Genomic DNA, 19571 nt, shown 5'->3' on the forward strand with positions numbered 1-19571 from the left:
CGGCACGGCCTCACTGTGTGATATCAGGCCGCGGCGCTTCAGCTTTTGAGCGACTGCCCAGCGTAGAAGTCCTTATACACTCGCTGTCACTCAACATGAAAACCGCGAAGGCGCTGGCCGGCGAGGGGCAACCGGCGCAGGCTGGGATTGCAGAGACGCTCCCGGCCACCTACGTCCTGCCCCTCCGCCGCGATCGGTCAGACCCTTCCGACGCTGAGCTGGCAGCCTATCTTGACTTGCTCTCGGCGCATGTGGAGGTGATAGTGGTCGACGCCTCCCCGGATCCCGTGTACTCCGCCCACACCCAGCTCTGGGGAGACACTGTGACGCAGCTCCGGCCGGCACCTGCGCTCCGCTGCCAGAACGGCAAGGTCTGGGGCGTGCTCACGGGACTGGCCGCCGCGGGACAGGAAGCTCTGGTCATCGCTGACGACGATGTTCGCTACGACCTGCCTCAGCTGCGCAGGCTCGTCGACGCGCTCACCGAGGCCGATGTGGTGAGGCCCCAGAACTATTTCTCTCCCCTGCCCTGGCACGCCCGCTGGGATACCGCCCGCAGCCTGATCAACCGCGCCACTGGTGGCGACTGGCCTGGCACCCTGGCCGTGCGCCGCTCCCGGCTGGCTGCCAGCGGCGGCTATAACGGCAGCGTGCTCTTCGAGAACCTGGAGCTGGTGCGGACCGTGCAGAGCACCGGCGGCCGCGAGCGGGTGCTCGGCGATCTCTTCGTCCGGCGCCAGCCCCCCAGCCAGAGACAGTTCTGGGGTCAGCGGGTTCGCCAGGCCTACGACGAGTTCGCCAGGCCCTGGCGGCTCGCCGTCTGGCTGGCCGTGCTGCCGCTTAGCGTCGCCCTGGCAGCTCGCCGCAGCTGGGCCGGGCTGGCCGTCGTCGCCGCGTCCTGGGTGGGCCTGGCTGAACTGGGTCGACGCCGGGACTCAGGCCGCACAGTGTTTCCCGCCTCCAGTTCCTGGCTGGCGCCGGCCTGGGTGTTGGAGCGCGGCGTCTGCAGCTGGCTGGCAGTCGGCTCGAGGCTCTGGCTGGGCGGGGTGCGCTACCGAGGCGGCCTGCTGACCCGGGCGGCCAGCTCGTCGGCGGCTCTTCGCCGCCGTCATCCGCTGAGTGAGGCGCAGTCATGATCGTCGAGCACTCGGCTGGCGGTCGGCTTGACGCCGCACCTGACGCTGATTCACTGGCGGCTCTGACCGAGTTCTTGGAGGCGCCCAGCTTTTCCTGTCTGGGGGCCAAATCCGCACTTCACCAGGGCGGGTTGCAAGCTCGCCGCTACGGTGAGCTCGGCTCGAGGGCGACCACTCGCCGGCTGGCCAGCGACCTGAACCGTTTCGCCGCGGGACATCGCCGACAGGCGCCCGGCTTCGCCAGCTACATCGCCTGTTTCAGCGGCCCCCGCGACCTGGATGAGGTCCGCTTCGAAGCGCGGCTCTGGCAGCAGCTCGCGGACCTGCACCGTTGGGATAGCGAGCAGTCCGATTGGGACGCCGGCGTGGATCGAGACCCGCAGAGCCCCCACTTCGGCTTCAGCTTCGGCGGCCAAGCCTTCTTTGTGGTCGGCCTGCATCCGGAGGCGAGCCGTCTGGCTCGTCGCTTCGACTGGCCCGCCCTCGCGTTCAACCCCCACGATCAGTTCGCTCGCCTTCGCACCGAGGGTCGCTTCAGCCGCTTGCGGGAAGCGATTCGGCGACGAGAGGTGGAGCTGCAGGGCAGCCTGAACCCCAACCTGGCCGACTTTGGCCTTGCGCCTGAGTCTCGCCAATATTCAGGCCGGCAGGTGCCGCCGGGCTGGCGCTGTCCCGTCAGCTTCACAGAGGACCAAACTGACTGACGTGAACCGGGCGAGGCTCGCCCCCCAGACCGGCACGGCGTTCCGGCTGGCGGCCGGGGAGCGGCTGCGGGTGGTTGATCCCTGCGGCGAGCAGGTGGCCGACCTGATGGCCTTCGCCGCCGACGACGTGGACGAGGTGCTCTCCTCAGGCCGCAGCCTTGACTACAACGAGACCCTCTTTCTCACCACCGGCCACATCCTCTATTCCAACCGCAGCCGGCCGCTGCTCACGATCGAGCGAGACGACGTCGGCCGTCACGACTTCCTTCTCACTCCCTGCAGCCCCGAGACCTTTCGCATCATCTATAAGCAAAACGGCCACCATCCGAGCTGCCTCGAAAACCTGAGCGGGAACCTGGCGCCCTTCGGCATTGCGGAGAGCCGCATCCCCACCACCTTCAACGTGTTCATGAACGTCCAGGTGGCCGCCGACGGCAGGCTCACCGTCGCCCGCCCGCTCTCCCGGGCTGGTGATCAGATAGTGTTCAGGGCCGAGCTCGACCTGATAGTCGGCCTCACCGCCTGCTCGGCCGAGATGTCCAACAACTACGCCTTCAAGCCGATCGACTACGAGGTCTTCAGCTGAGCTCCCACGAGGCCGCCGCCGGTCAGGTGCTGACCGATGAGCTCTGGCTCGACGCGCACTTTGTCGCCTGCCGGCCTGAGTACGAGTCCATGCTGCGGAGAGCCGGCATCCGGAACGGTGATCGCGTGCTCGACGCCGGCTGCGGTTCCGGCAGCTTCCTGCCCCTGCTGAGCGAGCTGGTCGGCGAGAGTGGCGGGCTGGAGGCGGTCGACCAGGCGCCGGCGAACGTGGCCGCGGCGCGCAAGGCCGGCTTTCAGGCGCGCACAGGTTCAGTGCTGAACCTGCCCTATCCGGACTCCAGCTTTGCTGCCGTGTGGTGCGCCAACGTCGGCCAGTACCTGAGCGACGAGGAGCTGGCGCGCGCGCTGCTCGAGTTCAAGCGGGTGGTGAAGCCTGGCGGTTTGGTTGCTGTCAAAGACGTCGACATGCTCCTGATGCGTGTCCACCCGGGCGATCCGTTTCTCCTCGCCCGGCTGGCGCAGGTCTGCGCCGAATCGGTGACCGCCAGCGTGCAGTCCCGCGGCTCAGTGCGGGGTCGTGAGCTGCGCCGCTGGTTGGAGCACGCTGGCCTCCAGTCGGTCTGGCAGAAGAGCGAGCTGATCGAACGCTGGGCTCCTCTCACTGACCAGGAGCGCGGCTTTTTCGCCGAGTGGCTCGCGTTCCTGGCCGCGGTCGCCTCCAACCAGGCGCTGCCTGACGCTGACCTCGAGGCGTGGTCTCGGCTGCGAGATCCCGCCCACCAGGACCACCCCCTGAACCACACTGACTTCTACCTCTGTGAGGGCCAGGTCCTGGCGGTGGGTCGCAAATGACCGGCTGGCCATGACCACTGTGGCTGCTGGCACGGGTTGACCGCGTCTTGAATGCCGACGCCGACAACGTGCCCAAGTTCCGCAGAAGAGGGCGTACGATGCACTCACCGCGTGAAGGAAATCCTCGCTTAGAGCAGTTGGCAGACCGAACGCAGAGGAGGGAGTAAATGTCTGAGCTGGCAGAGGAAACGAGACCGGTGCTCCCGGTCGCGGATCCGGCCCCGTTGGGTCTGGCCGCTTTCGCCCTCACCACCTTCGTGCTCAGCGCTCACAACGCCGGCTGGGCGCCGGAGCTCATCTTCGTGGGCCTGGCGTTCTTCTATGGCGGCCTCGCCCAGTTCGCGGCCGGTATGTGGGAGTTCAAGAACCGCAACACCTTCGGGGCCACCGCGTTCTCGTCCTACGGCGCCTTCTGGCTCTCGCTGGCAGCGTTCATCGTCCTGGTCCTGGCCGGGAAGGTGGCAGCTGCCGACGTGACGCACAGCCTGGGCTGGTTCGTGCTGGCCTTCGCGATCTTCAACACCTACATGTTGGCCTGGGCCGCCAGGGTCAACTGGGCGGTCTTCGGAGTCTTCCTGACCCTGGAGATCACGGAGATCCTGCTGTTCCTCGGATACTTGAGTGGCACCACCGCGCTGGTCACCCTTGGCGGCTACATGGGAATCGTTACGGCGCTCGTCGCCTGGTACACGTCAGCTGCCGGGGTCGTCAACAGCATGGCGGCGACACCGTTCCTCCCGGTGGGCAAGCCGCTCTGGGGCGCACTGCCGACCCCCGCACGGGCCGAGCTCCCGCAGGCCCGCACCCAGCCGTAGGGCAGCGCACAGGAGAGCCGACCAGCCCGGAGCTACTCCGGGGAATTGAAGAAGCAGCTCCGGGCGCCCGTGTGGCAGGCCGGGCCCTGAGGTGTGACGCGGAGCAGGATGGCGTCACCGTCGCAGTCGAGCCGGATCTCCACCACCTCCATGTGGTTGCCGGAGGTGGCGCCCTTCTCCCAGAGCCCGCGGCGGCGCGAGTGGAACCAGGCCCGGCCCGTTTCCCGCGTATGGCGCCAGGCCTCCCCGTCCATGTAGGCGAGCATCAACACCTCGCCCGTCGCCGCGTCCTGGGCCACCGCCGGGATCAGGCCCTGCGAGAAGTCGGGTCTCAGCGCCTGACCTCCACTCCGGCCTCGGCGAGAGCGGCCTTGACTTGGCCGATCGAGATCTCGCCGAAGTGGAAGATGGAGGCGGCCAGCGCTGCCTCCGCTCGTCCTGTGGTCACCGCCTCGACCAGATGCTGGGCGCTGCCGGCGCCACCCGAGGCGATGACCGGCAGCCGCACCGCCTCGCTCACGGCTCGGGTGAGATCGAGGTCAAAGCCCTCCTTGGTCCCGTCCCGATCCATTGAGGTGAGCAGAATCTCACCTGCACCGCGGCTCTCGCCCTCCCGCACCCATTCGATCGCGTCGCGGCCGGTGGGTCGCCGGCCGCCGTGGGAGAAGACCTCCCAGCCCGGGGCGTCCTGGCGGCGACGAGCGTCGACGGCGAGCACCATGCACTGGGCGCCAAAGAGCCCCGCGCCCTCGGTCAGAAGCTCCGGATCAGCCAGCGCTGCTGAGTTGACTGCCACCTTGTCGGCACCGTTCGAGAGCAGCTCCTGGACATCCTCGACTGAGCGGACACCGCCGCCCACGGTGAGCGGGATGAACAGCTGGTCAGCGGTCTGGGCCACCACGTCGAGCAGGATGCGGCGCTGGTCCGAAGAGGCAGTGATGTCGAGGAAGACGAGCTCATCAGCGCCCTCCCGGTCGTACCACGCCGCCAGCTCGACTGGGTCCCCGGCATCCTGCAGGTCGACGAAGCGAACGCCCTTCACCACCCGACCAGCCGTGACGTCGAGGCAGGGGATCACGCGCTTAGCGGGCAAGTTATCCGGCTCCGCACATGGCGAGAAAGTTGGCATAGATCTGGAGCCCGTTGGCGCCGCTCTTCTCCGGGTGAAACTGCGTTCCCTGCACATTCAGCCGGCCGGCCGCCGCGGCCCGGGTATGGGCGGCGGCCGCGACGGCGTCGGGCGAGGCTTCGGGTGTGTACGAGTGAACGAAGTAGAAGTAGGAGTCGTCGGCCACCCCAGCCAGCAGGGGTGACCACTCCAGCTGCCGAAGGCGGCACCAACCGGTGACAGGCAGCCGCTCGGCTCGCGAGACCTCGACGACCTCACCGCGGAGCAGGCCCAGGCCCTGGTGGCGGCCGTGCTCAGCCGACTGCTCGAAAAGCAGCTGGTAGCCCAGGCAGACGCCGAGCAGCGGCTTGCCCTTGCGCGCCAGCTCAACCAGGCCGCGGCCCAGGTTGCCGCTCTCCAGGTTGCGGAGAGCAGCGGCGAACGCGCCCACGCCGGGCAGCACGATGCCCTCACTGCGGGCAAGCTCGCCAAAGTCGGCGGTGAGCTGGGGCCGGGCGCCCTCTCTCATGAGCGCCCGCGCCACCGAGCGCACGTTGCCCAGGCCGTAGTCGACTATCGCGATCATCAGAACGCCTCGCCTCCGCTCAACCCAGCAACCCTTTGGAAGAGGGCGTCCCCGCCCCGCCTTCTTGCGCGACAGCCTGGCGCAGCGCCAAACCCAGGGCTTTGAAGGCGGCCTCCGCGACGTGATGCCGGTTGTGGCCGCGGATGCAGTCGACGTGCATGGTGGCTCCGGCGTGGATGGAGAAGGCCCGCCACCACTCCTCGATCGTCTCCGACTCCAGGCTGCCGATCCGGCCTCGCAGACCGAGGCCGTAGGCAAGATAAGGCCGCCTGCCCAGATCCAGCACCACCCGCGCCAGCGCGTCATCGAGCGGCGCGTAGGCGGAGCTGAATCGCGCTATGCCCGCTCGATCGCCAAGGGCCTGGGAGAGGGCCTCGCCGAGGACGATGCCGGCGTCCTCCAGCAGATGGTGGGGATCCACCTGGATGTCACCCCTGCCCAGCAGCCGGAGATGGAAGCAGCCATAGCGCCCGGTCTGCTCCAGCATGTGGTCAAGGAACGGCACTCCTGTGCTGATCTCGAACTCGGGCGCGGCGCCGGCGGCTTGGGCCGGGAGCCGGATCTCGCAGCGCAGCTGCGTCTCATGTGAATTGCGCTCGCAGCTGCCGACTCTCTCCACTACTCCTCCTTGGTTCTCGCGGCGATGGCGTGCGCGTGGGCTGTCAGACCCTCCAGCCGCGCCAGGGTCCGCGCCGCCCCCTCCAGCTTTCGGAACTGCGCCCGGTTCACGCGGGCGACGCTCGTCCGCTTGAGGAAGGTGTACACGCCCAGCGGCGACGAGTGGCGAGCGGAGCCGGCGGTGGGCAGCGTGTGGTTGGTGCCGATGACGTAGTCGCCGAGGGAGACCGGGCTCAGGGCTCCCACGAAAACTGCGCCGGCGTTCTCAACCCGCGCCAGCAGAGGCTCCGGATCGGCGGCAAGTATCTCCAGATGCTCAGGGGCGAATTCATTGGCCAGCTCGACCGCCTCCTCCAGTGAGGTGGTCAGCACTATCGCGCTTCTGCCCGCCGCCACCACGTCCGCGCGCTCCAGGCTCACCTGCAGCTCGCTGAACCCCTCCTCGGCGGCGTCGGCAAGAGCCGCCGAATCGGTCAACAGCACAGCCCAGGCCAGAGGGTCGTGTTCCAGCTGTGAGGCGAGATCCGCCGCCACCAGCGTGGCGTCGGCCTGGCCGTCTGCTATCACGAGGATCTCCGTCGGACCAGCCACACCGTCCACACCGACCGCCCCGAACACTTCCCGCTTGGCCAGCGCTACGTAGATGTTCCCGGGACCGGCTATGACGTCCACCGCCTGCACAGTCTCGGTGCCGTAGGCGAAGGCCGCGATCGCCTGGGCGCCGCCCATGCGGTAGACGCTGTCCACCCCGGCCAGTGCGGCGGCAGCGAGGATTGCGTCAGGTACCCTGCCGTCCGCGTTCGGCGGGGTGGCGAGCGCAACCTGTTGGACCCCTGCCACCCTGGCTGGGATTCCCGTCATCAGCACAGTCGAGGGATAAGCGGCACGGCCGCCGGGCGCGTAGAGGCCCGCTCGGCGCACTGGCCGGGTTAGCAGCTGCAGCCCGTCAGGGCCTTCCACATCGGCGTAGGTCTGGGCGGCATGGAAGGCGCGGATGCGCTGCGCTGCGAACTTCAGGGCAGCGATCTGGTCGGCTGGAAGACGCTGGGCGGCCAGCTGCATGTCTGCCTGGGACACCGCCCACGACTCACCAGACTGAGGGGCCCAGCCGTCGAAGCGACGGCTGTATTCTGCCAGAGCGGCATCGCCGCGCAGAGCCACCGCTCTGACGATGGCGGTCACGCTCTCCCGCTGCTCGTCGGTGCCGCCCAGGTTCAGCCGCCGGTCCAGGCGCATCTCTCTCCGCCAACCAGGCGCGTCGAACCGGCGCAGCGGCATCAGGCTTCCACGCTCTGGCGCAGCCGGGTGACCAGCCCCTGAACTGTGTCGCTGCGGGTTTTCAGCGACGCCTGGTTGGCTATCAGCCGGGCGCTGGACCGGCCCACCATCGCCACCACCCGCAGGTTGTTCTCGCGCAGCGTGCGGCCGGTCTGGGTCAGATCCACTATGCCGTGAACCAGCCCCAGGAGCGGCGCCAGCTCGATCGAGCCGTGGAGGTGGACCAGCTCCACAACCTGGCCCAGCCGTTGCATGAACCGCTGGGTGGCCAGGGGATACTTGGTGGCCAGGCGCAGCGTGGGCGGCCAGGTCTCCGGCGCAGCCAGCGGCGAGGCTTCCGGCACAGCCACTATCATGCTGCAGGCGCCAAAGCCGAGGTCCACCAGCTCGTAATGGCCGCCCGGGGCCTCCCACAGCTGGTCCTTGCCCGCAATTCCGAGGTCGGCCGCACCGTGATTCACGTAGGCAGCCACGTCGGCGGGACGAACCAGAACGCAGCGAAGTCCTGCCTTCTCCACGAGCAGCTTGCGGCCCAGCTCGGCGCGGTTCAGATCGACCACACCTGCTCTCCGCAGCAGCCCCAGGGAGTCGTCCAGAAGGGTGCCCGTCGGGATGGCGATGGTGATCACCGGGCGCTCGTCCCTGCCAGCTGCGCCACCGCGTCCGCCAGGGACAGGCGGAGCCAGCCCCTGTCCCGACCAACCGCTATCTCCCCTCGCGCGTTGACATGGCAATAGCCGCGAGCGCCCAGACCGGTCGCCCAGCTGCGCGCCGTCGGCGCCGCCCGAGGCTCGGTGCTGACGACTGTTCGCAGACCGAAGCCCCGCAGTGCCTGACCGAGGCGAAGGGCGACCTCCAGCCCGCCCTGGCTCCAGGCGATCGCCGCCTCCAGGTGCACAGGATCAGGTTGGACGCCTGCGCGCTGCAGGGCCTCACCCACCCGGTCCAGGTGGATCACGAACCCGGTGGCGGGAGCCGGACGTCCGAACCGCGCCAGCAGAGTGTCGTAGCGACCGCCCTGGGCGAGCGGCCTGCCGAGATCGGGTCCGTAGCCCTCGAAGGTGACGCCTGTGTAGTAGTCAAAGTCGCGGATCGCGCCCAGGTCCAGCGAGACCGGCGCTTCCAGGCCGTGCAGAGCCAGCAGCTCATGCACCCGGCGAAGCTCCGAGAGCGCGGCGTCGGAACGCCGGTTGCGGACCAGGCCGGCGGCGGCGTCCAAGATCTCCGGACCACCTCGCAGCGCGGGGAAGCGCAGCAGCAGCTGGTGCTCCTCGCGCCGGAGCGGAGTTTCGTTCAGGATCGCTTCCAGGCCCACAAAGTCCCGGGCGACGAGCTGCGCCTTGACCGCCGCCTTGGCAGCCTCGGGCAGCTTCAGCCCCTCCAGCAGGCCCATGAAGAAGCCTGAGTGACCCACATCGACCTGGTAGCGCCGCAGGCCCGCGGCCGCCAGCGCTTGAACAGCCAGGGCGATCACCTCGGAGTCGGCAAGTGGGCCCGAGGCGCCTATCAACTCCGCTCCCACCTGCTGGGTCTCCCGCTGTCGGCTGAAACCTTCAGGGTGGTTGCTCAGCACGGGTCCGGCGTAGCAGAGACGCAGCGGCAGGGGCGCTCCGCGGAGCTTGCCGGCCACCAGCCGCGCCACCGGCACAGTGCGCTCGGAGACCAGGCCCAGGACGGACCCATCCTGGTCGACCAGCTTGAAGAGGCGCCGGCGCTCCTCTTCGTCCAGGCCCAGCGCAAGCAGATCGACGCGCTCCAAGGAGGGCGTGACGACGTAGCGGTAGCCCCAGCGACGCATCTCCGCCAGCACAGCCTCCTGGCTGCGGCGGGTCGCCTCCGCCGTCTCGGGCAGCAGGTCGCTCAGGCCTGGAATGTCGCGCCGGCTGAGCGGGCTAGACGGCCTGGTGAAGAGACCTCCGGCTATTGGGCTCCAGCAACCTACTCTTCGTCCTCGTCGTCGACCTCGCCTTCGGCGTCGTCCTCATCGTCGACCACCTCATGCATGCCTTCCTCTTCCTCCAATTCGGCCTCGCTGCCGGCGACCAGGTCATCGCTCTCCTCGTCGTCGAGGACGAAGGCGTCAGCGTCGCGGTTGATGAGATTCTCCCGCGTGTAGGGACGAAATTCGGTCTCTCGCTTGCGAACAATCGGAAAGCTGGGCTTGCCCATGAACTTTGGATCCTGGTAGAGCTCGCGGAGGATCACCTTGACAGTGCTGCCGTCGCAGGACATGACCCCCACCTGATAGCGGTTGCCGCCCTGGATGAACTTCAGCAGCCGGCGGGCCAGCTTGGCCTCCAGACTGCCGACGCGGACGCCGCGCACTGTGTCGACCTCCACCCCGTCACCCTCGACGCGAAGCTCGGCCACGTCGCCCGGGACCACCTTGGAGCAGACGTCGCCTGCCGCCGCCTTGAGCGTGGTGACCACAGTCTTGCCCATCTCCTCCACGAAGAGGCTCAAGTCGACCTTCACTGTTCCGCCCTTCAGAGCCTGCTTGGCGCTCATCAGGCCCTTCAGCTTCTCGGCGTTCTTGCGGGCGACCGGGTTCATGGGGTTGAGCTTCAGGGCCGACTCATAGGCCTCCCGCGCATCCTTCAGCTTGCCCAGCTCAGTCAGGGCCTTGCCCAGCCGGTTGTAGGCACTCTCGTCGGGGCCGTAGGCGTCGACCAGCTCGCGGTTCAAGTCCGCTGCCTCCTCCCAGCGCGCGTCCACGGCGCACTGGACCGCCTGGTCCACATAGACGGACTTCGACTTGGCTGGCTCTTTGGTCTGAGTGCTCAACGGGCGCGCTCCAACTGCTGCTTCAGGATCATGGCGAGCGGGTGCGCTGCGCCGGACTGTCTAGTATAGGTGGACCGGGCGCGCCTATCGGCGTCTCCGGGGCTGAGTGCTGGCGTTAGGTCGATAGGCCGGGTTCATCCCGGCCCGTACACGACCTCGGCCCAGGCACCGATGCCGGCTTCACGAGAGCAACCGGCGCAGCCACTGACCTGAGGCTAAGCACAAACCCGGTGGGGTTCCGGAAGGGGAGGCCTGCCTCCCCTTGCCCGTGCCAGGCGGACGCCTCCGCATACGGGCGACTTGACAGAGGGACTCCGGCTGAGCAGTATTGGCGTCGGAGTACTATGCACGTCCTACGGGGCGGGCTATCCCCCGTCGGTGCACTCTCGCCCCGGACACCCGCCCGGGAAGAGGACGAGGGAAGGTAACCAGATTGCTTCAGAGGTTTCTGAAGGGAGAAGTGAATGACGAGACTGAAAGGTCTGAGACCGGTCGCGGTCGTGTTTGCGGCCAGCCTGGCCGCGGCAGCCTGCGGCGGCAGTAGCGGCGGCAGCAGCAGCACAGCTGACAAGGGTGAGATCCACATAGGCGTGGAGATGCCACTGTCAGGCACCGAGAGCACCCAGGGTCAACCGATCCTGAAGGGCGTCCAGTACGCCGCTCAGCGAGCCGGCAAGGTCAAGGGCTTCACCATCAAGGTGATCCCCTTCGACGACGCTGTGAACGGAGTGCACGACCCTCAGAAGGGCGCCCAGAACGTCCAGGCGATGGTCGGCGATACCAAACTGCTTGGCTTCGTGGGCCCGCTGAATTCAAACGTGGCCAAGACTGAGATCCCCATCGCGGCCGACGCGAACCTGACGATGATCAGCCCCGCCAACACGGGCGTCTGCCTGACGAAGGACAATGCTGACTCGCGCTTTCCCTACGACGCGGGCTGTGGCGGCCTGGCCAAGCAGCTTCGCAAGAGCAACCCGAACAACTACTTCCGCGTTGTGACCACCGACGACTATCAGGGCCCGGCGATGGCTGACTACTTCCTCCAGGTTCTGAAGATCCAGAAGGTAGGGGTCGCCTCTGACAACCAGACCTACGGCAAGGGCATAGCTGACGCCTTCACCGCTGAGTTCAAGGCCAAGGGCGGCCAGGTAGTCGGCCCCCGCAACGACTACGACCAGAACACGACTGACTTCAAGCCCTTCCTCACTGCCGCCAAGAACGCCGGCGCGCAGGGCATCTACGTGGGCGGCACGACAGGCACGAAGGTCTGCCAGGTCCGCGCCCAGATGAACGGCATCTTCGACGCCACCACTCCCTTCGGTGGGGGTGACGGCATTGTCCAGGACGGTGAGTGCGTCGGCCAGGCCGGCGCCATGGCCCCGAACGTCTTCGCCTCGATCGCGGCAGTGGACCCTGTCCACGTTCCTTCCGCCAAGTCGGTGATCGACGGCTACAAGAAGGCCTACCCCGATCCCGCCGACTACACCGCCTACTCGATCGTGGCGACCGATGCCGGAGGCATCCTGATCAACGCGATCAGCAAGGCGATCGACGACAACGGCGGCAACATGCCCAAGCGTGACGGTGTGCGCAAGGCAGCCGCTTCCACCAAGAATTACCAGGGTGCCCTGGGTTCGACCAGCTTTGATGCGAACGGCGACACCAGCGTCAAGATCATCTCGATCTACAAGTACGACAGCGCCGACCCCAAGAAGGCTAACGACGAGCCGTGGGTCGGGCAGGAGAACTTCGGCGAAGACAAGCCGACTGTGAAGACGTCCTAGGTAGATAGGTCTTTTCTCAGGGGAGCCCCGCATGGGGCTCCCCCTCTTCTTAATAAGGAGCAGCACCTGATTTGGCGACAGTCGCAGGCGCCCTGAAACAGACCCGGCTGGGCATCTCGGGCCGGGTTGGCGGCTGGATCTTCTACGGCGTCCCGCTGGTGGCGTTCCTCGTCCTGATCCTGCCCCGGCTTTTCTTGAACCCTGGCTTCTTCCTGCAGATCCTGGTGTTCGGGGTGACCGACGGAGCCGTGCTGGCCCTGATCGCCCTCGGCTACACCATGGTCTACGGGATCATCGAGCTGATCAACTTCGCCCACGGCGACATCTTCACCCTGGGTGGCTTCATCGGCGTCCTGATCTTCTCCCTCATCGGCATTGTGCCCGGCAAGGACTTGAACCTGGGCTTCCTGACCCTGTTCGTGGTGATCGGCGTCATGGCCGTGACGATGGCCATCAACGGCGGGATCAACGTTCTCATCGAGCGGGTCGCCTACCGTCCACTGCGGCATCAGCCGCGCCTGGCACCGCTCATCACGGCGGTCGGCATGTCGTTCATCCTGGAGGGCCTCATGTTCATCTGGAAGGGGCCCAACTTCATCCAGTCCCCCGACCTGCTGCCGGGCGGCCACTTCACGGTCCTCGCGGCCAACGTGGACTACAGGTCGATAGTTCTCATCGCAGCCGCCCTCGTCCTGGTGGTTCTGCTCACCCTCTTCATCGAACGCACCAAGCTGGGCAAGGCGATGCGGGCCACGGCTCAGGACCGCGATGCAGCCCAACTGATGGGCATCGACATCAACCGCACGATCTCCGCCACCTTCTTCATAGGCGCCGCCCTGGCGGCGGCGGGCGGCATTCTCTACGGCTTCTACCTCCACAACTTCCGCTTCGACACCGGCTTCATCACCGGCCTCTTTGCTTTCACGGCAGCTGTGCTGGGCGGCATCGGCAATATCCGGGGCGCCGCCCTCGGCGCGCTGCTGATCGGGCTGATCCGCGCCTTCAACGACGGCTACGGGCGCTCGGAATGGAGTGACGTGCTGATCTTCGCCATCCTGGTCTACGTGTTGGTCTTTCGGCCAACCGGCCTGCTCGGCATGCAGGTGCCCGAGAAATGAGCGTTGCAGTCGCCGCTCGGCGGCGCTTCTCAAAAGTCGACTGGCGAGACCCGAACACCCTCACCTATGTGGGGCTGGGCTTTCTGGCCCTCATCTATCCGACCCTCGTCTACCTGATCAACCCCGACCAGGGCCCTGCCCTGGTCAGCCAGGCGGCCGACGCGGGGGTGTTCGTCGTGATGGCGCTCGGGCTCAACGTGGTGGTCGGCTTCGCCGGCCTGCTGGATCTGGGCTACGCCGCCTTCTTCGCCATCGGCGCCTACACCTACGGCATGCTGGCCTCGGGCCAGCTGGCGCTGAGCCCGATCGGCCATGAGGTCCACCTGCCCTTCTGGGTGCTCCTGTTCGTGGCCGTCCTGGTCGCGGCGACCTGTGGCGCGATCCTGGGCGCGCCCACGCTGCGCCTGCGGGGAGACTACCTGGCCATAGTGACGCTCGGCTTCGGCGAGATAGTGCCGCGCGTATTCCGCAATCTGAGCCAGTTCACCGGCGGTGTGAACGCCATCTCCGCCATCGACGCTCCGGTCCTGCCCTACTGGATCGACGGGCCCTGGGACGGGGGAGCCAGCTTCGCAGTGGTGCAGAACTTGAAGTTCACGGCCGGCGAGCCGACGGCCTACTACGTGCTGATGGTGCTGATCATCGTCGCTGTCGTGGTTGTGATCCGCAACGCCCAGCGCTCCCGGATCGGCAGGGCCTGGATGGCCGTCCGCGAGGACGAGGTGGCCGCCGAGGCGATGGGCGTGAACACGGTGAACATCAAGCTCCTGGCCTTCGCCATCGGCGCCTCCGTCTCGGGTTTCGCCGGCTGCTACTTCGGCGCCAAGCTCTCGACGGTGAGTCCTGAGAACTTCACTTTCCTGGTCTCCGTGACCATCCTGCTCATGGTCACCCTGGGCGGCATGGGCAATATTCCGGGCGCCATCGTGGGCGCCTTGGTGATCTACTTCGTGCAGTACAAGCTATTGAGCGACCTGCCTCACTGGGTGGCCGCCGGGGCGGGTGCCCTGAACCTCAGCCAGCACGCCACCAACGTCGCCACCGACTACGCGACCCGGTTGAACTTCGTGATCTTCGGCCTCATCCTGGCAGTCACCATGCTGCTCAGACCGCAGGGCTTGCTGCCCAGCCGGGTGAGAGCGCAGGAACTGCAGAGAGGCACCACCGACGAATCAGTGTTTGACGCCGCGGCAACATGAGTGAAGTTCGTCCCGCTGGCGCGGGCGCCGCTGCCACCGCCGACGTTCGATCGCCGGCATCCCAGTTGGTCTTGGACCTGCGCACGGTGACCAAGCGCTTTGGCGGCCTCACCGCCGTCAATGACGCGAACTTCGCGGTGAAGCGGGGCGACGTGTTCGCTCTGATCGGCCCCAACGGCGCCGGCAAGACCACGCTCTTCAACTGCGTCACCGGCATCTTCGCGCCGACTAGCGGCGAGGTGGTTTTCCAGGGCCAGAACATCGCCGGCCTGAAACCGCACAAGGTGGCGCATCTCGGCATCGCCAGGACGTTCCAGAACATCCGCCTGTTCGACTACATGACAGCTCTTGACAACGTCAGGGTCGGCCAGCACGTCCGCATGCGAGCCAAGCTCTGGGACGCCATGCTCACGCTGCCCACCGCCCGAAACGAGGAGCGCCGGGTGACAGAGCGGGCCCATGAGCTGCTCCAGTTCGTAGGCATCCAGCGGCGGGCTCAGGACTACGCCCGCAACCTGGCCTACGGCCAGCAGCGCAGGCTGGAGATCGCTCGAGCTTTGGCCACGAACCCCACGCTTTTACTTCTGGACGAGCCTGCCGCCGGCTTCACGCCGCAGGAGAAGGTCGAGCTGATGGCGCTGGTCCGCAAGATAGTGGACAGCGGTGTCACGGTATTCCTGATCGAGCACGACATGAAGCTCGTGATGGGCATCTCGGACCGCATAGTGGTGCTGGACCACGGTGAGAAGATCGCCGAAGGCCTCCCCCAGGAGGTTCGCAGCAACCCCCGGGTGATCGAGGCCTATCTGGGCAAGGGAGCCTGATGTTCGGCGGCGGACACTGATGGCTGTCCTCGAGGTTGAAGGCCTCCAGACCTACTACGGGCGGGTTCGAGCCCTCCATGGCATCACCCTGCACGTGGACGCGGGCGAGATCGTCGCCCTTATCGGCTCCAACGGAGCCGGAAAGACGACCACCTTGCGCACCATCTCCGGCTTGATCCGGCCCACCGAAGGCACCATCACCTTCAATGGCCGCTCGCTGGACAACGTCACTGCAGCGGCTCGGGTGGGACAGGGCATCTGCCAGTCGCCGGAAGGCAGGCGGTTATTCGCCCGCATGACGGTGACTGACAACCTCTTCATGGGCGCCTACGCCCGCAGCGACAAGGCGGGCATCCAGAAGGACCTGGACCGGGTCTACGAACTCTTTCCCCGCCTAAAGGAACGGGCATCCCAGATCGCGGGCACGCTCTCCGGTGGGGAGCAGCAGATGCTGGCGATCGGCCGCGCTCTCATGTCCAAGCCCAAGCTGCTGATGCTGGACGAGCCATCGCTGGGCCTCGCCCCCATCTTCATTCAGACCATCTTCGACATAGTGCTTGAGATCAATGCGTCAGGGGTGCCCGTGCTCTTGGTCGAACAGAACGCCAACAAGGCGCTGGAGATCGCGCACCGCGCCTACGTTCTGGAGACCGGCAACATCGTCAAGGCGGGCACTGGCCGGGAGCTGCTCGAGTCTGAGGACATCGCCAAGGCTTATCTCGGCATGTAACGCGGCTCAGCGTCGGCACGACCCGGCCGCGCCCTGTGATCAGCCAGGCCGACTGAGCCGGGTCACCGAATAGCCGAGGTCGATTGTCCAGAGCGAGCCGGCGCCTGCGCTGGCTGCGTTGCACGTGTGCGGCTGCCGGCTCACCACCCGGTTGCTGCCCGGGTCGACAGCCTCCAGACTCAATCCCGGCACGTAGAGCCGGTTGCCGAGCGCTGCCAGCCCGTCCAGCCCATCCCGGCCGGCCTCCGGGCCGACCGGTACGCTGGCGACAACCCGATTGCTGCCGGGATCGATCCGGCTCAGGCTGCCGTTGCCCTCGCGCTCTTCGTTCCTCACCCAGACGCTGCCGAATGCCACCAGCACCGGCAGCGGCGTAAGGCCGACGGGGATGGTGGCGGCCACAGTGTTGCTGCTGGCGTCGATCCTCGTCACCAGCTGGGCCCGGCTGCTGGCCACCCAGACTGAGCCGAAACCGATTGCGAGCCCGCTCGGTCCGTGGCCAAGATGGCTCACTCGGGCCACCACTCGGTTGGTGCCGGGGTCGATCCTGACCACTGTGTCGGCGTCGTAGTCACTCGCCCAAACAGCGCTCTCGCCGGCGGCGATGTACCAGGCCTGGACGTCTGCGGCGATGGTCGCGATGACCTGCCCGGTTTTCGAGTCCAGCCTGACAATCGATCGGGTGTCGCCCCGCGCCACCCAAACGGAGCCCGGCGAGACAGCGACAGCCCGCGGCACATCACAGGAGCGGATGCGAAAGGAACCGTGCGGCACCTGGTGGATCGAAGCGGCCCCGCAGCCGGCATCCAGCAGCTGACGCGGATCTCCTATCGGGACTGTGCGGACCACCCGGTTGCTGGCGACGTCGATTTGGCTCATGGTTCCCTCGGCGGCATTCGCCACCCAGGCTGACCTGTCGTCGACAGCAATGCCCGCCGGGTTGGCCCCCACCTTGAAGGTGTGACTCGGGGCAGCGGACGAGGCCGGTTGGCCGCAGGCGCCGGCCAGACCTAGAACGAAGACCACCAGCAGCGGCGCCGACCGGCGCCGGATGGTGACCCTCACCTCCAACTCACTATCATGCCGGCGACAGCCGCGTCAAATAGCCGGTTGACATGCCCGCTAACCTCCTCTCTGTGGAATCGTTCGGCACACCGATCTGGGGCCTCTCACCGCGAGATCAGGTTGGCGCGCTGCCGGACCGCTGCGATGTGCTGATAGTGGGCGGAGGCATCACAGGGCTCGGACTGCTGCACTGGCTGCGCCCAATCCCTGGCGTAGTACTGGTGGAGCAGGATCGCCTGGGCGCTGGAGCCAGCGGCCGCAGCGCGGGCTTCCTGCTGGCTGGCACAGCCTCGTGCTACGCGGTAGCGGTGCGCAGGTTCGGCCGCCGGCGGGCCCAGGAGCTGTGGCACTTCACAGTCGAGACGCACGAGCTGCTCGCCGAGGCGCTGGGCGGACGTGCCCGCAGCTACCGCCGGCTGGGCAGCTACACCCAGCCCGCCTCCCCTCAGGAGGCCCTCGACCTGGAGGAGTCTGTGCTGCTGCTCCGCGAAGATGGCGCCGACGTTCGTCTCCAGGAGGGCCGGCTCCTGAACCCCGGCGACGGGGAGTTGAATCCGCTGGAGGCGCTGCTGGTCCTGGCCGCCCGGGCCCGGCCCGGGAGCGTTCGGGAAGGCGTCAAGGTGGATGGCTTGGACGCAGGCACCGACGGGGTTCGGGTTCGCGCGGGAGAGGCCGAGTGCCTGGCCGGCGCCGTCATCCTGGCCACCAACGCCTATACCGGCCAACTCGTGCCCGGAGCTCCCATCACACCCGTTCGGGCCCAGATGGCGGCGAGTGCCGGCGAGCGGCCCGGCCTGGTGGAGCGGCCGACCTACTCCGACGAGGGCTACCAGTACTGGCGGCAGCTGGCCGACGGCACACTGCTGGCCGGCGGCTACCGCAACCACTTCCTGACGACGGAGGTTGGCTACGAGGCGGTGCCGACGCCACAGCTGCAGGCCTGCCTGGACGAGCACCTGCGGGGGCTGGGCCAGAGCGGCCGGACAAGCCATCGCTGGGCCGGAATCATGGGCTTCACACAGACTGAGCTGCCGCTGGTGGGCCCGCTGCCGGATCTGCCGAACGTCTACCTCAGCGCCGGCTACAACGGCCACGGAATGGCCTACGCCTTCAACTGCGCCAAGCGCCTGGCCGAGCACCTCATCGGCCGGCGAAGGGTGCACGACCTCTTTCCCTGAAGCTCGACTGCCTGCGGCGGTCTCTCTGAGTCAGGAAGCGTACTGGCCCCGGTTTTGGCGGGCCGGCTCCCCTCGCGCGGTCAGCTCGACGACGCCGGCAGCGGCTCTGGCTCCACGGATTCCAACTCGCGCGCGACTACCTGCGGCGGCGCGTTCGCGGTCTTGTACTCCTTGAAGGCGGCCATCACTGTGGCCTGGAGGAGGCCGGCGATGGGCGCGCCGAAGAGGGCACCCCAAAGGCCGAACAGCTCGCTCCCTGCGACCAGGGCAAGAATGGCCACCGCGGGATGGATACCCACGGCTTTGCCCATGATTCGCGGCCCCACCACATCCCCTTCGATGATGTGAACGACTATGAACCAGATCAGCACCAGGCCGGCCCTGATCAGATCAGGCCCAGCACCGCCCCCGAAGAGTCCAACCAGCACGCACACGGCGCCCGAGACCATCACACCGAGAATGGGAACGAACTCCATGAAGAAGGCGAGGATGCCAAGCAGCAAGGCGTACCGAACGCCGATGAGCTCCATGCCTATGAAGACCAGGACACCGATCAGCACCGACAGGGTAAGGGTCCCGCGGACGTAGCCGCCCACCACAGTGTTCACGATGTGACGCATCTGGTTGGTCCGCTTCTGCTGCGTGCCAGGCAGTTGGTCGTGCATCCACTGGGTGAAGCGGGGCCCACTCGCCGTCAGGTAAATACTCAGGATCAGCACCAGGACTCCGTCAACGACTGTGCCAAGCACTGTCTGCACGACACCGAACACATCCTTCGCGGCATTGGCGGCCAAGCCCTGAAGCGAGGCGACCGCCTGGCGTTCCGCCGCGAGAACCTGAGCATGGCTCACCCCGAACGGCTGCAGCAGGCGTTCGTAGGTCGGCAGCAGGTCCTGCAGGGCGCGCGTGTAGTCCCCCAGATGGGAGACGAAGTTGCTGATCTCGTTGGCTGCCGAGAGCGCGATGAATGTGAGAAGGCCGAAGACCACAGTGAAACCAATGAGGTAGGAGATGGCGATCGCGAACACCCGCTTCATATAGCGGCTCAGCAGTTTGACCAGAGGCGTCACAGCAAACGCGATCACAGCCGCCAGCACAAGGATGAGCAGAGCTTTCGTGACGTGGCTGATCAGCCACACCACGATTACGGCGATGGCCAGCCAGGCCAGCACGATGAGCGGAACCATGAGAGCCCGCTGAAGGCGGGCGGGCGCTGGGGAGGGAATCATCGGCGGGGAGGCATTCC

General features: G+C 67.0%; 21 protein-coding genes. 11 read left to right on the plus strand and 10 right to left on the minus strand.

Features of this window, described 5'->3' with window-relative positions:
• Positions 1-95: 95 nt before the first annotated feature.
• From ACR2MZ_RS12235 to ACR2MZ_RS12255, 5 genes are all read left to right on the plus strand, one after another.
• The gene (locus tag ACR2MZ_RS12235; RefSeq protein WP_434005316.1) at positions 96-1136 is read left to right on the plus strand and encodes a glycosyltransferase family 2 protein; all 1041 of its coding nucleotides are present in this window, start codon (positions 96-98) and stop codon (positions 1134-1136) included.
• Complete coding sequence (gntA, locus tag ACR2MZ_RS12240) at positions 1133-1840, plus strand: guanitoxin biosynthesis heme-dependent pre-guanitoxin N-hydroxylase GntA (protein WP_434005317.1); 708 nt, start codon at positions 1133-1135, stop codon at positions 1838-1840. Before ACR2MZ_RS12235 ends, gntA begins: the two co-directional genes overlap by 4 nt.
• Positions 1833-2426: a DUF1989 domain-containing protein gene (locus ACR2MZ_RS12245; RefSeq protein ID WP_434005372.1), complete on the plus strand. Its 594-nt coding sequence runs from the start codon at positions 1833-1835 to the stop codon at positions 2424-2426. Before gntA ends, ACR2MZ_RS12245 begins: the two co-directional genes overlap by 8 nt.
• 26 nt (positions 2427-2452) lie before the next feature.
• Entirely contained in the window at positions 2453-3238 is a 786-nt protein-coding gene (locus ACR2MZ_RS12250; protein WP_434005318.1) for a methyltransferase domain-containing protein, read from the plus strand.
• 167 nt (positions 3239-3405) lie between these two features.
• Positions 3406-4053, plus strand: coding sequence for an acetate uptake transporter (locus ACR2MZ_RS12255; protein ID WP_434005319.1), 648 nt, complete (start codon positions 3406-3408; stop codon positions 4051-4053).
• A gap of 32 nt (positions 4054-4085) precedes the next feature.
• Here ACR2MZ_RS12255 and hisI read toward each other — a convergent pair whose 3' ends face one another.
• The 8 genes from hisI to ACR2MZ_RS12295 are packed head-to-tail and all read right to left on the minus strand — an operon-like array spanning position 4086 to position 10427.
• Positions 4086-4388: a phosphoribosyl-AMP cyclohydrolase gene (gene hisI, locus ACR2MZ_RS12260; RefSeq protein ID WP_434005373.1), complete on the minus strand. Its 303-nt coding sequence runs from the start codon at positions 4386-4388 to the stop codon at positions 4086-4088.
• A complete protein-coding gene (gene hisF / locus ACR2MZ_RS12265) occupies positions 4385-5146 on the minus strand; it encodes an imidazole glycerol phosphate synthase subunit HisF (RefSeq protein ID WP_434005320.1) in 762 nt (253 codons plus the stop codon). Before hisF ends, hisI begins: the two co-directional genes overlap by 4 nt.
• A 1-nt stretch (position 5147) precedes the next feature.
• Positions 5148-5747 carry an imidazole glycerol phosphate synthase subunit HisH gene (gene hisH / locus ACR2MZ_RS12270; RefSeq protein WP_434005321.1) on the minus strand — a complete coding sequence of 200 codons (600 nt, stop codon included), beginning with the start codon at positions 5745-5747 and terminating at the stop codon, positions 5148-5150.
• Positions 5748-5766: 19 nt separating this feature from the next.
• Complete coding sequence (gene hisB, locus ACR2MZ_RS12275) at positions 5767-6366, minus strand: imidazoleglycerol-phosphate dehydratase HisB (protein ID WP_434005322.1); 600 nt, start codon at positions 6364-6366, stop codon at positions 5767-5769.
• Positions 6366-7643, minus strand: a complete 1278-nt coding sequence (gene hisD / locus ACR2MZ_RS12280) for a histidinol dehydrogenase (protein WP_434005323.1) — start codon at positions 7641-7643, stop codon at positions 6366-6368. Before hisD ends, hisB begins: the two co-directional genes overlap by 1 nt.
• Complete coding sequence (gene hisG / locus ACR2MZ_RS12285; protein WP_434005324.1) at positions 7643-8272, minus strand: ATP phosphoribosyltransferase; 630 nt, start codon at positions 8270-8272, stop codon at positions 7643-7645. The genes hisD and hisG overlap by 1 nt, the downstream gene beginning before the upstream one ends.
• Complete coding sequence (gene hisZ / locus ACR2MZ_RS12290) at positions 8269-9567, minus strand: ATP phosphoribosyltransferase regulatory subunit (protein ID WP_434005374.1); 1299 nt, start codon at positions 9565-9567, stop codon at positions 8269-8271. Before hisZ ends, hisG begins: the two co-directional genes overlap by 4 nt.
• A gap of 14 nt (positions 9568-9581) precedes the next feature.
• Positions 9582-10427 (minus strand): tetratricopeptide repeat protein, encoded by an 846-nt coding sequence (locus ACR2MZ_RS12295; RefSeq protein WP_434005325.1) that lies wholly within the window; start codon positions 10425-10427, stop codon positions 9582-9584.
• A 464-nt stretch (positions 10428-10891) separates the two neighbouring features.
• Between ACR2MZ_RS12295 and ACR2MZ_RS12300 the strand changes: the two genes are divergently transcribed.
• The 5 genes from ACR2MZ_RS12300 (at position 10892) to ACR2MZ_RS12320 (ending at position 16082) form a co-directional block, all read left to right on the plus strand.
• The gene (locus tag ACR2MZ_RS12300; RefSeq protein WP_434005326.1) at positions 10892-12211 is read left to right on the plus strand and encodes a branched-chain amino acid ABC transporter substrate-binding protein; all 1320 of its coding nucleotides are present in this window, start codon (positions 10892-10894) and stop codon (positions 12209-12211) included.
• Between the two features lie 71 nt (positions 12212-12282).
• On the plus strand, positions 12283-13329 hold the full coding sequence (locus tag ACR2MZ_RS12305; RefSeq protein WP_434005327.1) for a branched-chain amino acid ABC transporter permease: 1047 nt from the start codon (positions 12283-12285) through the stop codon (positions 13327-13329).
• Positions 13326-14528 carry a branched-chain amino acid ABC transporter permease gene (locus ACR2MZ_RS12310; RefSeq protein ID WP_434005328.1) on the plus strand — a complete coding sequence of 401 codons (1203 nt, stop codon included), beginning with the start codon at positions 13326-13328 and terminating at the stop codon, positions 14526-14528. The genes ACR2MZ_RS12305 and ACR2MZ_RS12310 overlap by 4 nt, the downstream gene beginning before the upstream one ends.
• On the plus strand, positions 14525-15352 hold the full coding sequence (locus ACR2MZ_RS12315; RefSeq protein ID WP_434005329.1) for an ABC transporter ATP-binding protein: 828 nt from the start codon (positions 14525-14527) through the stop codon (positions 15350-15352). Before ACR2MZ_RS12310 ends, ACR2MZ_RS12315 begins: the two co-directional genes overlap by 4 nt.
• A gap of 19 nt (positions 15353-15371) precedes the next feature.
• Complete coding sequence (locus ACR2MZ_RS12320) at positions 15372-16082, plus strand: ABC transporter ATP-binding protein (protein WP_434005330.1); 711 nt, start codon at positions 15372-15374, stop codon at positions 16080-16082.
• A gap of 39 nt (positions 16083-16121) precedes the next feature.
• Here ACR2MZ_RS12320 and ACR2MZ_RS12325 read toward each other — a convergent pair whose 3' ends face one another.
• Positions 16122-17147, minus strand: coding sequence for a Vgb family protein (locus ACR2MZ_RS12325; RefSeq protein WP_434005331.1), 1026 nt, complete (start codon positions 17145-17147; stop codon positions 16122-16124).
• Positions 17148-17197: 50 nt separating this feature from the next.
• On the opposite strand from ACR2MZ_RS12325, the gene ACR2MZ_RS12330 reads away from it, so the two are divergent.
• Positions 17198-18325, plus strand: a complete 1128-nt coding sequence (locus tag ACR2MZ_RS12330) for an NAD(P)/FAD-dependent oxidoreductase (RefSeq protein WP_434005332.1) — start codon at positions 17198-17200, stop codon at positions 18323-18325.
• Between the two features lie 80 nt (positions 18326-18405).
• Here ACR2MZ_RS12330 and ACR2MZ_RS12335 read toward each other — a convergent pair whose 3' ends face one another.
• Complete coding sequence (locus ACR2MZ_RS12335; protein WP_434005333.1) at positions 18406-19554, minus strand: AI-2E family transporter; 1149 nt, start codon at positions 19552-19554, stop codon at positions 18406-18408.
• Positions 19555-19571 lie beyond the last annotated feature (17 nt).

It is taken from the genome of Candidatus Dormiibacter sp. (assembly GCF_050999135.1).
In the GTDB taxonomy this organism is placed as follows: Bacteria; Chloroflexota; Dormibacteria; order Dormibacterales; family Dormibacteraceae; genus Dormiibacter; species Dormiibacter spiritus.

Excerpts from the sequence above, each read along its gene's own strand:
- ACR2MZ_RS12235 (WP_434005316.1), top strand. The coding sequence starts at position 96 with ATGAAAACCGCGAAGGCGCTGGCCGGCGAGGGGCAACCGGCGCAGGCT.
- gntA (WP_434005317.1), top strand. The coding sequence starts at position 1,133 with ATGATCGTCGAGCACTCGGCTGGCGGTCGGCTTGACGCCGCACCTGAC.
- ACR2MZ_RS12255 (WP_434005319.1), top strand. The coding sequence starts at position 3,406 with ATGTCTGAGCTGGCAGAGGAAACGAGACCGGTGCTCCCGGTCGCGGAT.
- hisH (WP_434005321.1), bottom strand. The coding sequence starts at position 5,747 with ATGATCGCGATAGTCGACTACGGCCTGGGCAACGTGCGCTCGGTGGCG.
- hisD (WP_434005323.1), bottom strand. The coding sequence starts at position 7,643 with ATGCCGCTGCGCCGGTTCGACGCGCCTGGTTGGCGGAGAGAGATGCGC.
- ACR2MZ_RS12300 (WP_434005326.1), top strand. The coding sequence starts at position 10,892 with ATGACGAGACTGAAAGGTCTGAGACCGGTCGCGGTCGTGTTTGCGGCC.
- ACR2MZ_RS12310 (WP_434005328.1), top strand. The coding sequence starts at position 13,326 with ATGAGCGTTGCAGTCGCCGCTCGGCGGCGCTTCTCAAAAGTCGACTGG.
- ACR2MZ_RS12315 (WP_434005329.1), top strand. The coding sequence starts at position 14,525 with ATGAGTGAAGTTCGTCCCGCTGGCGCGGGCGCCGCTGCCACCGCCGAC.
- ACR2MZ_RS12320 (WP_434005330.1), top strand. The coding sequence starts at position 15,372 with ATGGCTGTCCTCGAGGTTGAAGGCCTCCAGACCTACTACGGGCGGGTT.
- ACR2MZ_RS12330 (WP_434005332.1), top strand. The coding sequence starts at position 17,198 with ATGCCCGCTAACCTCCTCTCTGTGGAATCGTTCGGCACACCGATCTGG.
- ACR2MZ_RS12335 (WP_434005333.1), bottom strand. The coding sequence starts at position 19,554 with ATGATTCCCTCCCCAGCGCCCGCCCGCCTTCAGCGGGCTCTCATGGTT.